Below are 12,692 nucleotides of genomic sequence, written 5' to 3'. Positions count from 1 at the left end.
AAAATGAAAAAGGAGGAAGAATCTTTGCGGAATTCTATTGAATTTGAGGTTTTTGGTGATTACGCACTTTTCACAGATCCTTTGATGAAAATGGGAGGAGAAAAGTTAACTTACCAAGTACCAACTTATCAAGCTATCAAAGGGATTGTCGAATCAATCTACTGGAAGCCAACTCTTCTTATGATTGTAGATAAAATAAGAATTATGAATGCAATCAAAATGGAATCAAAAGGTATTCGTCCAATTGAATATGGTGGTGGAAATACACTCGCAAATTACACATATTTAAAGAATGTAAGATACCAAGTTCAGGCTCATTTTATCTTTAATCCTCATCGACCTGATTTAGCTTATGATCGTAATGAATATAAGCATCATAACATCCTAAAACGTTCACTTAAAGTTGGAGGACGGCGAGACATTTTTTTAGGAACGAGAGAATGCCAAGGATATGTGGAGCCTTGTGTTTTTGGTGAAGGAGAAGGCTTTTACGATAATTATGGTGGAGATATTCATTTAGGCACAATGGTTCATGGGCTTAATTATCCTGATGAAACAGGTAGGAATGAATTAGAGGTTCGATTATGGAATCCGGTAATGAGAGATGGAATTATTCAATTCATCCGACCAGAAGAATGTACAAAAATCCGTAAAATATCCAAGATGGAGCCAAAGATTTTTGACAGTTCAAACGTTGAATCAGTTGATGAGCTTATAAAACAATTAGAAGAAGGAGGTGAATAAATGAGTTGGCTATTGAATTTGTATGAGACCTATCAATCAAATTTAGATCGAGTCGGTAAAATTGAAAAAAAATATAATGGCCAAGAATATACATTGCTACCTATTTCACACACTACTCAGTCAGCAAATATTGAAGTTTTAATTACAGAAGAAGGGGAGTTCCATTCAGCAACAGTCATAGATAAGAGCGACGCGAATACATTGATCCCTTGTACAGAAGACTCTGCAAGTAGGTCTGGTACCGGAGCGTATAAAGTTCCCCATCCATTACATGATAAATTAACTTACGTTGCAGGTGATCTTGGTGAATACGGCGGCAGTAAAAAAGAAGAGGAGTCATTTGGCTATTATATCGAACAGCTAAGGAATTGGGTAGAATCCCCATATACTACAGATAAATTAAAAAGCATTTACAAATACTTAAGAAAAAAACAATTAGTGAAAGACTTGGTAGAAACCAAAATATTATGGCTTGATGAAAACCAAAAGCTGATTGGAAAATGGGATAAAAAAGTTGAAGTTTTTCTGGGGAACAAGCCCGAAATCTTTACAGTGCTTCCAGCTGGCCAAGAAGCCGCGTTTGTTAGATTTACCGTGTATTCTCCAAATAAGATGCTATCAAAGGTATGGCAAGACAAAGAAATACATAACTCCTTTATTAATTTCTATGATGGCCTCCTAGATAATGAAGATTACTGCTATGTTACAGGGGAAATAAAACCGAGTACAGATAAACATGCGAAAAAGATTAGAAATGCTAGTGATCAAGCAAAGTTAATCTCTTCAAATGATTTAAGAGGTTTCACATTTAGAGGAAGATTTACTACGTCAAATGAAGTAGCGAATATTAGCTATGATGTGTCCCAAAAAGCACATAATGCATTGAAATGGCTTATTAACAAGCAAGGAAAAATTATCGATCAACGTGTATTTCTTGTATGGGGCAATGATGCAGAAGATGTTCCAGATATTGTAGAGGATAGTTACAATATATTTTCAATGGATATAAGAGGAACTAAAAAGCGAGAAATAAAATCCTATACACATGAACAATTTGCCAATGAAGTTGCTAAGGCAATTGATGGTTATAAAAATAATTTATCTTCCAGTGAAAATGTAAATATTCTCTTGCTTGATTCAGCGACAACAGGCAGATTAGCAGTTCTTTACTATCGTAATATGGATAAAAACCTTTATTTAAATAAGTTAAAGAATTGGCATTCTACATGTGTCTGGGAGCATGGTTACCGTAAAAATGCAGATAATGAATTTGTTAAATTTTATGGGGCACCGACAACCAGAGATATTGCATTTGCTGCTTATGGGCCAAAAGCAAACGAAAAAGTAGTCAAGAGTTTGATGGAGCGCATGCTTCCTTGCATCATAGACGAGAGAAAAATCCCTTTCGACATTGTTAGAAGTGCCTTTCAGCGTGCATCAAACCCTCTATCAATGGAAAAATGGGAATGGGAAAAAACATTAAGTATTACATGTGCATTAATTAATACAATGGAGGGATATCAATTGGTATTAGATAAGGAAAATAATAATAGAGATTATCTCTTCGGACGCCTTCTAGCGGTTGCGGATGTTTTGGAAAGAAAGGCATTAAATAATGGTGACCAACGTGCTACAAATGCTAGGAGATATATGAATTCCTTTTCTGAACATCCGGAAAGAACATGGAGGACCATTCAAGGGGCCCTACAACCGTATCAAGCACGTTTAGGGGAGAAAGTTTGGTATTATAACAAATTAATTGATGAGATTGGCTCAATGATAAAAATTGAAGATTTTAATAATAAACCACTGTCTGGAAAATACTTATTAGGCTTTTATAGTCAACGGCATGAATTGTATCAAAAAAAAGAAAAAAATGTTTCACTAAATGATGCAGTAAATATTGGAGAGGAGAATTAAAAATGAAAACTTTAGATCACAAAATCGATTTTGCAGTTGTTCTATCAGTTACGAAAGCTAATCCAAATGGAGATCCTTTGAATGGAAATCGCCCAAGACAAAATTATGATGGACATGGTGAAATCTCTGATGTAGCCATTAAACGAAAGATTAGAAATCGTCTGCAAGACATGGAAGAATCTATTTTTGTTCAATCAAATGACAGGAAGGTAGACCAATTTAATAGTTTAAGGGAACGAGCAGAAACCAATGTAGATTTAGTCAAAGCGTTAAAATCGAAGGATAATCCACATGAACAATTTGCTGCAATTGCATGTAAAGAGTGGATTGATGTAAGAAGCTTTGGACAAGTTTTTGCCTTCAAAGGGGGAGCTGGAAAAGGTGTATCTGTTGGAGTAAGAGGACCTGTTTCAATTCATACGGCAACGAGTGTTGATCCGATTGATATTACTAGTATGCAGATTACGAAAAGTGTAAATTCTGAGCCTGGGAAAGATAAAGGTTCAGATACGATGGGGATGAAGCATCGTGTTGATTTTGGAGTCTATGTTTTTTATGGAAGTATTAATACGCAATTAGCAGAAAAGACAGGTTTTACTAACGAAGATGCGGAGAAGATTAAAAATGCACTGGTTACATTGTTTGAAAATGATGCATCAGCAGCACGCCCTGAAGGAAGTATAGAAGTACATAAAGTTTGTTGGTGGGATCATAATTCAAAACTTGGTCAATACTCTTCTGCAAAAGTACATCGTTTATTAGAGGTTAAACGGAATATTGACGAACCAAAAACAATCGATGATTATACTGTATTGGTACATGAATTAGATGATTTAAAAGTTGAGATTATTAATGGAATGTAATAAAAAGCGTCAGAATAGTTGAACGAAAGTAAAGTATCCTTATAAAGATATACTCTATCAATTTATTAAAGGAAAGTCGCATCTCTTGCAGGTGCGTGGATTGAAATAACCAATCGAATATAAACGTGGGAAACCGAAAATAAACGATTCGGATGTTTTACAATTAACAGCACAAGCTATATGTCTTGAAGAAATGCTGCTTTGTGAAATAAAGACAGGCTTTATATTTTATCTAATTTCCTTAAATGTAAAAAGGAGGTAGTTAAATTTGAATAGGAAAATTTGGTTTATATTTACCTTTTTAGCTATTTTAGTAGCTAGTTATGTTGTTGTTCAATATTTTATTTTAGATGGATTTCAAACGGGACTTGTAAAAGCGAAGCTAATGTATGTATCTAAATTAAGTGATTTTTGGTATGTTATGTTATTTTTACATATTACAACTAGTATATTAGCATTAGTAATTGGTCCGTTTACATTATCCACAAAATTTAGGGAAAAGAATATCAGCCGTCATCGGATAGTCGGGAGAATCTATATGGTTGGTATATTATTAGGTGGCATTTCAGGACTGTACTTATCCTTTTACGCTATGGGGGGATTGGTAGCAAAGCTTGGTTTCGGCTTGTTATCCGTATTTTGGATAACATCAGCATATCAAGCATTAAATAGAGTTAAGAATAAAAAAATTCAAGACCATCAGAATTGGATGATCAGAAATTATTCCTTAACCTTTGCAGCAGTTACATTACGAATTTGGCTACCATTATTTGTATTACTATTTGGATTAGAGCAGTTTGAACTTAGTTACACTATTATTGCTTGGTTAGCGTGGGTACCGAATTTAATCATTGCGGAATTATTTATAAGACAAGGACATAAAAAAGGGAAATTCCAGGAAAATGTAGATTTACAACGCTAAGCATATTTTCAAGATGATGCCCCATTTCTATAAACTTAACAATTTTTAAAACCCCAAAATAAAAAATGTACATTTTCACCGTGAGATGCCAACTTTCTCGTTTTGGGGTATTTTCTTTTTTTAGCTTGATGGGCATGGGCAGGCTGCCACAAGTTATAATAAATTATTTAATCAGATGATCCTACAACAAAAAGAGGATTTTTATTTTAATAGACGTTCTCGAAGACCCCCATTAGATAATGTAAATGCAATGTTATCATTTGCTTATACATTATTAGCAAATGATATGACATCTGCATTAGAGAGTGTTGGATTGGATGCATATGTTGGTTTTTTGCATCGAGATCGGCCAGGAAGGGTATCTTTGGCTTTAGATGTTATAGAAGAGCTACGAGGAGTCTATGCAGATAAATTTGTCTTGTCATTAATTAATAAGCGAGTCATAAACAAGGGGGATTTTTTCCAAAAAGAAAATGGAGCTGTTATCATGACGGATGAAGCTAGAAAAAAATTTATAACAGCTTGGCAAAATAAAAAACAAGAAAAAATAACACATCCATATCTTGGTGAAAAAATATCTTGGGGATTAGTACCACATGCGCAAGCTTTGCTATTGGCTCGTTATTTACGTGATGACTTAGATGAATATCCACCATTTTTATGGAAGTAGGTGTAACAGTTGCTAGTATTAATAACATATGATGTAAGCACAACTAACAGTGTTGGACAAAAAAGACTGCGAAAAGTTTCGAAAATATGTCAAAATTATGGTCAACGAGTCCAAAATTCAGTGTTTGAATGTGTTGTGGATGCAACTCAATTTGCTACTTTAAAGATGGAATTAATTAAAATTATTAACGAAGATGAGGATAGTCTTAGATTTTATCAGTTAGGTAATAACTATAAAAATAGGGTTGAACATATCGGTATAAAGGAATCCGTTGATTTAGAAAGTCCTTTGATTTTTTAGGTGCGAATGTATAGCACACATAAAATTCCTCGTGCATTCGCACCTGAATTTTCATAATTTATGAGCGAAGTTTAATATTTTTTATACAAATTCTCTTATTAAATAAAGAAATATGTATATTTTTGAACAAAATTAGTGTATTTTTGTATGGTTTTAAACAAAAATCGCTGTCGCACCTTATATAGGTGCGTGGATTGAAATGTAGAATCATTAATTGAGCAGATTGAACTTGTATGTCGCACCTTATATAGGTGCGTGGATTGAAATGTTTAGTCCATCTGAAATATTAGATCAAGAAATAGTCGCACCTTATATAGGTGCGTGGATTGAAATACATGTCATCACGCCTTTTTCTTACGGATTACGAAGTCGCACCTTATATAGGTGCGTGGATTGAAATTCTAATAGCTTGCTCTGTTACAAGCCAATATTTTGTCGCACCTTATATAGGTGCGTGGATTGAAATTGTACACAGTATCCGACAGGAGATACATTGCCACGTCGCACCTTATATAGGTGCGTGGATTGAAATAACATATCTAAAATAACCATCATATTTCTGTTTGTCGCACCTTATATAGGTGCGTGGATTGAAATGTCCAGCATGTGCCTTGGCAAACTCAGGAGGAACGTCGCACCTTACATAGGTGCGTGGATTGAAATTTAGATTATTTCAATGCAAAAATAGAAGTAAACAAGTCGCACCTTATATAGGTGTGTGAATTGAAATATTAGACGAGATATATCCACAGAAGAAGAATTACGTCGCACTTTATATAGGTGCCTAAATTGAAATGAAATTACTTGCTGCCTTATCTAGATTACTTTCTTCGCATCTCAGGTGTGTGGAGTAAGACTGATAAAATAATTGATAGTAATTTAGTGTCTCTATTGGAGTAAGAGGACCTGTTTCAATTCATAAAGCAACGAGTGTTAATTCAATTGACATTACTAGTATGCAAATTACGAAAAGTGTAAATTCTGAGCCTGGGAAAGATAAAGGTTCAGATACGATGGGGATGAAGCATCGTGTTGATTTTGGAGTCTATGTTTTTTATGGAAGTATTAATACGCAATTAGCAGAAAAGACAGGTTTTACTAACGAAGATGCGGAGAAGATTAAAAATGCACTGGTTACATTGTTTGAAAATGATGTATCAGCAGCACGCCCTGAAGGAAGTATAGAAGTACATAAAGTTTGTTGGTGGGATCATAATTCAAAACTTGGTCAATACTCCTCTGCAAAAGTACACCGTTTATTAGAGGTTAAACGGAATATTGACGAACCAAAAACAATTGATGATTATACTGTATTGGTACATGAATTAGATGGTTTAAAAGTTGAGATTATTGATGGAATGTAATAAAAAGCGTCAGAATAGTTGAAAGAAAGTATCCTTATAAAGATATACTCTATCAATTTATTAAAGGAAAGTCGCATCTCTTGCAGGTGCGTGGATTGAAATTTATATTCGTACAGGAAATGCATATCCAGATAAAGTCGCACCATATATAGGTGCATGGATTGAAATTAAATTACTTGCTGCCTTATCTAGATTACTTTCGTCGCATCTCTTGTAGGTGTATGGAGTAAGACTGATAAGATAATTGATAGTAATTTAGTGTCTTTGTTGGAGTAAGGGGACCTACATCAATTCATACGGCAACTAGTGTTGATCCGATTAATATTACTAGTATGCAGATTACGAAAAGTGTAAATTCTGATCTTGGTAAGGATAAAGGTGCTGATACGATGAGTATGAAGTATCGTGCTGATTTTGGAGTATATGTCTTTTATGGAAGTATTAATACACAGTTAGCAAAAAAGACAGGTTTTACTAACGAAGATGCGGAGAAGATTAAAAGTGCACTGGTTACATTGTTTGAAAATGATGTATCAGCAGCACGCCCTGAAGGAAGTATAGAAGTACATAAAGTTTGTTGGTGGGATCATAATTCAAAACTTGGTCAATACTCCTCTGTAAAAGTACATCGTTTATTAGAGGTTAAACGGAATATTGGTACATGAATTAGATGGTTTAAAAGTTGAGATTATTAATGGAATGTAATAAAAAGCGTCAGAATAGTTGAAAGAAAGTATCCTTATAAGGAGATACTCTATCAATTTACTAAAGGAAAGTCGCATCTCTTGCAGGTGCGAGGATTGAAATAGTAGACAAAAGATGAAAGAAGAAGATTTCTTTAGATTATCAGAGTGCAAAAGAGAATCTAAAAGTCGCACCATATATAGGTGCGTGGATTGAAATTATGGATAAAACACCTGATAGCGATGGTCCATCAAGTCGCACCTTACATAGGTGTGTGGATCGAAATAATGAGGATACCTTGCAAGTATGAACACTTGGGAGTCGCACCTTACATAGGTGCGTGGATTGAAATCTTAAAGCTAGCCCTAGATACATCAACTCTAGTTGTCGCACCTTATATAGGTGCGTGAATTGAAATCCGTTAACGAAAATATAAAAGCATACGTGCCAATCGTACCTCATATAGGCGCGTGAGTTAGGACTGGTAAGATGCCTGATATTAATTTAGTGCCTCTGCTGGAGTAAGAGGCACTGCTTCAATTCATACAGCAACTAGTGTTGATCCAATTGACATTACTAGTATGCAGATTACGAAAAGTATAAATTCTGATCCTGAGAAGGATAAAGTTTCACATACGATGGGGATGAAGCATGGTGTTGATCTTGGAGCTTATATTTTTTATGGAAGTATTCATATGCAATGAGCAAGTAAGACAGATTTTACCAAATGTGATGCGGAAAAGATTAAAAATGAACTGGTTACATTGTTTGGAAATGATGGGTCAGCAGCACGCCCTGAAGGAAGTATAGAAGTACATAAAGTTTGTTGGTGAAATCATAATTCAAAATTTGGTCAATACTCCTCTGCAAAAGTACATCGTTTATTAAAGGTTAAATGGAATATTGACGAACCAAAAACAATTGATGATTATTACTGTATTGGTAAATGAGTTAGATGGCTTAAAAGTTGAGATTATTAATGGAATGTAATAAAAAGAGCCAGAATAGTTGAAAGGAAGTATCCCTATAAGGAAATACTCTATCAATTTATTAAAGGAAGGTCGCATCTCTTGCAGGTGCGTGGATTGAAATAACAAGATACATTTGATCAGGAACACACACCAGGTCGCACCCCTCGTAGGTGCGTGGATTGAAATTTGCAAATATCGGTAATGTGATTATGCCTGTATTGTTGCATCTCTTGTGGGTGCGTGGATTAAAACTGGTAAGACCCTTGATAGCAATTTCTTATGAGTTTACGCATTACCCAAAATTCAAATATCACTTACCTTTGGACTTTCGTCCTACATAAGCCTGAGGAATAAGAATTCTTTTGGTTAATGCGTTAATTTTAATTAATACTTATTGAAACCTATAATGTTATTATGTAATATAAAGGTATATCGTTAGTTTGTTTGATTCCGTTTATTCCTACACCTTTTTAGTGTTGTGGTTGAGTTGTAGAAGCAAGTTTCGTCTTGTTTCAATTGTGAAAGGGCTTCTTTGAGCCGATTAGTGTATATAGCTTATTTTGCTATGCACATTTTCAATCGACTTGAAGAAGCTCTTTTTGTGTTGTTTTCAGGTTTGCAGGCGGGGTTATTTTTGATATATAAAATAACAAATTAAAAAGTAGAGGAGATAAAAAAATGAAAAAAGATCGTAGACACTTAAGACTAATACCAACAGAAGAGGAACATAAAAAACGAATGGAAAAAAACCGAAAGTCATATGCTGCATCAGCAATGTTAATCGAATCCAGATCGAGAATTAATCAATTGCGAGGTTGTTTAGAGGTAGAAATCATATTAGCTGATGGTAAAATGCAATATTTTAAACCAAACGCCATTCATGAAAAGGAAGCCATTCAAGAAATTGCGTTATTTATTGAAGGCATACAGGAAGCAAAAGGAGGCTATGTTATCTTATGGCGCTTTGTCGGGCAACAAAGTTTTTATCATGGTACAAAGATCGTAGCTGAACCGAGGTTTCTTAAAATTCTGCGTAAGCTGAAAGATTATTTTTTTGACTACGAGGAAGTTGTTTATGAGACTGAAAAATAAGGAAGATAGAGGGATAGATATGAAAAAAGATAACATTTGGGTAGTGTCAGATGATTCAAAAGAGCAGGAAATAAAAGAGAAATCCCAAGAGCTGGATGATATATTCGTTGGTTTGGATAAGCTATCGGAGATTACAGATGATGAACTACCATTTTAATTATATTGAGGTAGTGTATATAGAGGGTAAAGGGAAGAACTAAGTGATGTATATACTTGGATCTTCCTTTTTTATTGTAAAAAAGGACTTGGAGAAGAATATTATGTTTACAAAAATTTTTATTGGTCTATTTTGTTATGTGTTTTTGGTAGTTCGTAATTCAAAGAAAAAATTTCTAATGGAAAAAGCCAAGAAAAAAGAAATGGAAAATAAACCGGTGGAACGCCCCGTTTATTGGTGCCCAAGAGAAAATAAACCTATTGGAAGGGAACAAGAGCGTGTTACTGTTCCAACAAAAGAGATCACCTTAGAAAAAGATGTAGCAAGTATATATGATTTAGTTGCTACATCTGTTCATAAGAATCTGGGTGAGGAAGAGAGTGATAGATTAAAACATGAGGATATAGAAGAAGTGGAGTATGCTGAAGATTTTCATCATACTCCCACTCCTGAGGCTGTTTATGATATTCCTTTTCCAAGTGATGAGGATATACCAGTGGAATTATTAGAATATGAGGACATGTATCCACAACAAGAATATGTTTCAATTCCACCGGAAACAGAACACGTTTTTCCTGTTCAACAAGGAGTAGCTGATGTTGAAGATATGGATTTTGTGAGGTGGACTGCAAAAGTAATAGAACAAGAAAAAGAACAAGGACTGACACGTGTCATAAATATGTCTAATAAGAAGCGTTATTGGATTCATACAGAGGGAGAGATATTACCAAAAAATTAATTACTGTATATGGAATTAGAGGTCAATTCACCTTATTCTTATACACTAGTTGTATTTTCTTAGTTAAATAGCATGAAATACAGCATTTTCTCACTCGTTTGTACAAGAATAAAACATTTTTTTATTTTTGTACAAATGAGTGGGACAGAACGATTCACCATATAAGGATATTCGACTATAATGAGACATTGTACGTCATTGTAATATTGAAATGTTTTGAGATTCAAGTGATTAACAGTCTTAAAACAGGAGAATTGAGAACTCTTCGTAATATTACAATGCTTAAAATAGATTAAATCCAAACATGAGGATTATATGAAGTAAAAAATATTTTTGAGTTAAAAAAATAACAATTTTGAAAGGTGAATGTAAATGAATATTAATTCCATAAGTAACAATGTAGTAGAAAAATTAGAACAAACGGTGCGCTATGAAAAGAAACAAGTCCAGGTATTACGTGTAAGTAAAAGTAGTTCTAATATACACGCTTACATGATTTTTCCGGAATTCTCAGAGATTAAAATTTCAAATACCGAACTGGATGAATATATAGAAAACCTGTCAACAAGCGTGAAGTATGTTATTGATCGCAAGTTGAGTCAACAAGAAATTGAAAAACAAAATCATTCTTTCATTATGACGTGTGAAGTCGAGGAAGATGGTGTGATAGATGATGAAACGATTCATTTTAATACGACGTATGTAAAACCACCAACAATTGCAAATAAAGTATTTAAGTTGGTATGTGGATTAGGGAATCGCTTAGATAGCTTAAAAGAATTACATATTACAGTATTAAATAATAATATTAACCGAATTGAAATTGAGTTTTACAATGAAAATGAAACATATGTGGCAGTAGAAAAAGAAGAAATTGCAAATGCAATTATGGGGGCATATACAAAAGCAAATATCTATTATGCAGCAGATCTTTATTATGCTGCAGAAGGAAATGAAATCAAATTAAAGAGCATCAAACCAAAATTAGCGGGTGATGTGTGATGAAACGAGAAAAAGGAATGATAGGAGTCTTATGCACGCTTGTTTTGATGATTTTATTACTTGTACCCTTACAAGCAGCTCAAGCTTCTGTAAAAGTAGATTTTAATGAGTTAAAAGGAAATGATGTTTCTTCATCATTTAAAGATGGACTAAACAATCGAACGAAAACAACAGAGAAAGATGATTCATTTGGATCATCAATCATTCAAAAGTTTGAAGGATTATATGCGCCGGTTTTTAAAGTAGGAGTCAATATCTTTTCTATTTCATTCGTATTAGGAGTTATTGTCATGGTTATGGCATTAATTACAAAGAATGGTCAATGGATGAAGTGGGCAACCGGAAGTATGATTTTCTCATTTATCAGCATGATGTCGATGAGACTAAGTGTATACTTCTTATTTAGTTCCGATGTATTTTCGTTTATGAACATCTTTACGGATTTTTTAGACCTGTTTAAAGCAACAGCACTTATTTCCACACCCTTTATGTTAATCGCAGGTATTCGTTTAAGAAGAATTCATGAGAGTACGAAACAGCCGGAATATTACCGTTGGGCAAATCGTGTCATAACGGGATCTTGTTTGCTGTGTATGTTAGCCGTACTCGCTCCATGGCTATTTGCAAATATGTAAAGAACTATATATAAAGATAGAAAAGGTACTGAATCTAAATTCAGTACCTTTTATCTACCCATTAGGTTCTTTCTTTCATATTCTTCAAATACTTCTTCTGAAATTGGCGATAGTATACCGCTCAAATACACAGCTGTATATATAAAGTATTGCTCATCACTTGTTTTAATTGTATGAGTACCGTGTTCCTCATTATTTGGAATAATTCGTTCAATTTTGAGTTGTTTTTTATCACAAATGATCTCTTTTACCTTATATAAATTATGTATTGGTAAACGATCAATATACAAACAAAGGTACTCTAGTAGAAATAGAATAACAGTCATTTGTAGAATGAAAGCAATCTTCAATAGAGTTGGTATGGATGCAAATAATACTAGAAATATAGAGACCAAGAAGATATTTAACTTTGAAAACCATTTTTCGTGTTGATTTAAAGAGATAATACTTTTCTTATTCGGAAACACCTGGAACCTCGTTATAAGAAAAATAATTGCAAAGATTCCTTCATAACTAAACCAGGTTTTCCACTCCGTATCAGTAAGTTCTAGCAATATATATATGATACCGGTAGATACGATCAGTGGCACCAGCTGTACCAAACTAAATAGTATGGTATGTTCTAACAT

General features: G+C 33.9%; 10 protein-coding genes, 6 pseudogenes and 1 CRISPR repeat array. Of the genes and pseudogenes, 15 read left to right on the top strand and 1 reads right to left on the bottom strand.

The features are described 5' to 3' along the window. Positions 1 to 24: 24 nt before the first annotated feature. The 15 genes and pseudogenes from cas5c to ACZDYH_RS28830 all read left to right on the top strand — a co-directional run bounded on the left by cas5c (position 25) and on the right by ACZDYH_RS28830 (position 12,063). Entirely contained in the window at positions 25 to 744 is a 720-nt protein-coding gene (gene cas5c / locus ACZDYH_RS28900; protein WP_002182196.1) for a type I-C CRISPR-associated protein Cas5c, read from the top strand. Continuing rightward, positions 745 to 2,664: a type I-C CRISPR-associated protein Cas8c/Csd1 gene (gene cas8c, locus ACZDYH_RS28895; protein WP_474887823.1), complete on the top strand. Its 1,920-nt coding sequence runs from the start codon at positions 745 to 747 to the stop codon at positions 2,662 to 2,664. A 2-nt stretch (positions 2,665 to 2,666) separates the two neighbouring features. Then, complete coding sequence (cas7c, locus tag ACZDYH_RS28890; protein WP_000853368.1) at positions 2,667 to 3,527, top strand: type I-C CRISPR-associated protein Cas7/Csd2; 861 nt, start codon at positions 2,667 to 2,669, stop codon at positions 3,525 to 3,527. Between the two features lie 109 nt (positions 3,528 to 3,636). Then, a pseudogene (locus ACZDYH_RS28885) lies at positions 3,637 to 3,759 on the top strand (CRISPR-associated protein Cas4); the annotation flags it as partial. A gap of 36 nt (positions 3,760 to 3,795) precedes the next feature. Beyond that, positions 3,796 to 4,449 (top strand): DUF2306 domain-containing protein, encoded by a 654-nt coding sequence (locus ACZDYH_RS28880; protein ID WP_474887821.1) that lies wholly within the window; start codon positions 3,796 to 3,798, stop codon positions 4,447 to 4,449. A 136-nt stretch (positions 4,450 to 4,585) separates the two neighbouring features. Then, positions 4,586 to 5,119, top strand: a pseudogene (gene cas1, locus ACZDYH_RS28875) (CRISPR-associated endonuclease Cas1); the annotation flags it as partial. Between the two features lie 9 nt (positions 5,120 to 5,128). Beyond that, positions 5,129 to 5,419 carry a CRISPR-associated endonuclease Cas2 gene (cas2, locus tag ACZDYH_RS28870; protein ID WP_000960662.1) on the top strand — a complete coding sequence of 97 codons (291 nt, stop codon included), beginning with the start codon at positions 5,129 to 5,131 and terminating at the stop codon, positions 5,417 to 5,419. A 169-nt stretch (positions 5,420 to 5,588) separates the two neighbouring features. Then, positions 5,589 to 6,215: direct repeats of the CRISPR family, unit length 32 nt; unit sequence GTCGCACCTTATATAGGTGCGTGGATTGAAAT. A gap of 88 nt (positions 6,216 to 6,303) precedes the next feature. Continuing rightward, positions 6,304 to 6,783, top strand: a pseudogene (gene cas7c / locus ACZDYH_RS28865) (type I-C CRISPR-associated protein Cas7/Csd2); the annotation flags it as partial. 260 nt (positions 6,784 to 7,043) lie between these two features. Continuing rightward, a pseudogene (locus ACZDYH_RS28860) lies at positions 7,044 to 7,488 on the top strand (type I CRISPR-associated protein Cas7); the annotation flags it as partial. Positions 7,489 to 7,979: 491 nt separating this feature from the next. Further along, positions 7,980 to 8,457 (top strand): annotated as a pseudogene (locus ACZDYH_RS28855) (type I CRISPR-associated protein Cas7); the annotation flags it as partial. Between the two features lie 659 nt (positions 8,458 to 9,116). Further along, positions 9,117 to 9,530: a DUF6018 family natural product bioysynthesis protein gene (locus ACZDYH_RS28850; protein WP_474887818.1), complete on the top strand. Its 414-nt coding sequence runs from the start codon at positions 9,117 to 9,119 to the stop codon at positions 9,528 to 9,530. Next, entirely contained in the window at positions 9,514 to 9,687 is a 174-nt protein-coding gene (locus tag ACZDYH_RS28845) for a hypothetical protein (protein WP_181002917.1), read from the top strand. The genes ACZDYH_RS28850 and ACZDYH_RS28845 overlap by 17 nt, the downstream gene beginning before the upstream one ends. Positions 9,688 to 9,790: 103 nt before the next feature. Continuing rightward, positions 9,791 to 10,489 (top strand): annotated as a pseudogene (locus tag ACZDYH_RS28840) (transposase). Between the two features lie 309 nt (positions 10,490 to 10,798). Continuing rightward, positions 10,799 to 11,428 carry a hypothetical protein gene (locus tag ACZDYH_RS28835; RefSeq protein ID WP_098381633.1) on the top strand — a complete coding sequence of 210 codons (630 nt, stop codon included), beginning with the start codon at positions 10,799 to 10,801 and terminating at the stop codon, positions 11,426 to 11,428. Continuing rightward, a complete protein-coding gene (locus tag ACZDYH_RS28830) occupies positions 11,428 to 12,063 on the top strand; it encodes a hypothetical protein (RefSeq protein WP_474887815.1) in 636 nt (211 codons plus the stop codon). Before ACZDYH_RS28835 ends, ACZDYH_RS28830 begins: the two co-directional genes overlap by 1 nt. Before the next feature lie 50 nt (positions 12,064 to 12,113). Here the strand turns inward: ACZDYH_RS28830 and ACZDYH_RS28825 are convergent, their stop codons facing one another. After that, entirely contained in the window at positions 12,114 to 12,692 is a 579-nt protein-coding gene (locus ACZDYH_RS28825) for a hypothetical protein (RefSeq protein ID WP_474887844.1), read from the bottom strand.

The sequence above is a fragment of the Bacillus sp. EB V-12 genome, from assembly GCF_056158125.1.
The sequence above is the reverse complement of the archived record's forward strand: the minus strand, read 5'-3'. Positions and strand labels throughout refer to the sequence as shown.

What these genes read in the sequence shown, in the direction of transcription:
- cas8c (WP_474887823.1), top strand. Translation starts at nt 745, where the DNA reads ATGAGTTGGCTATTGAATTTGTATGAGACCTATCAATCAAATTTAGAT.
- cas7c (WP_000853368.1), top strand. Translation starts at nt 2,667, where the DNA reads ATGAAAACTTTAGATCACAAAATCGATTTTGCAGTTGTTCTATCAGTT.
- ACZDYH_RS28850 (WP_474887818.1), top strand. Translation starts at nt 9,117, where the DNA reads ATGAAAAAAGATCGTAGACACTTAAGACTAATACCAACAGAAGAGGAA.
- ACZDYH_RS28845 (WP_181002917.1), top strand. Translation starts at nt 9,514, where the DNA reads ATGAGACTGAAAAATAAGGAAGATAGAGGGATAGATATGAAAAAAGAT.
- ACZDYH_RS28835 (WP_098381633.1), top strand. Translation starts at nt 10,799, where the DNA reads ATGAATATTAATTCCATAAGTAACAATGTAGTAGAAAAATTAGAACAA.
- ACZDYH_RS28830 (WP_474887815.1), top strand. Translation starts at nt 11,428, where the DNA reads ATGAAACGAGAAAAAGGAATGATAGGAGTCTTATGCACGCTTGTTTTG.
- ACZDYH_RS28825 (WP_474887844.1), bottom strand. Translation starts at nt 12,692, where the DNA reads ATGTTAGAACATACCATACTATTTAGTTTGGTACAGCTGGTGCCACTG.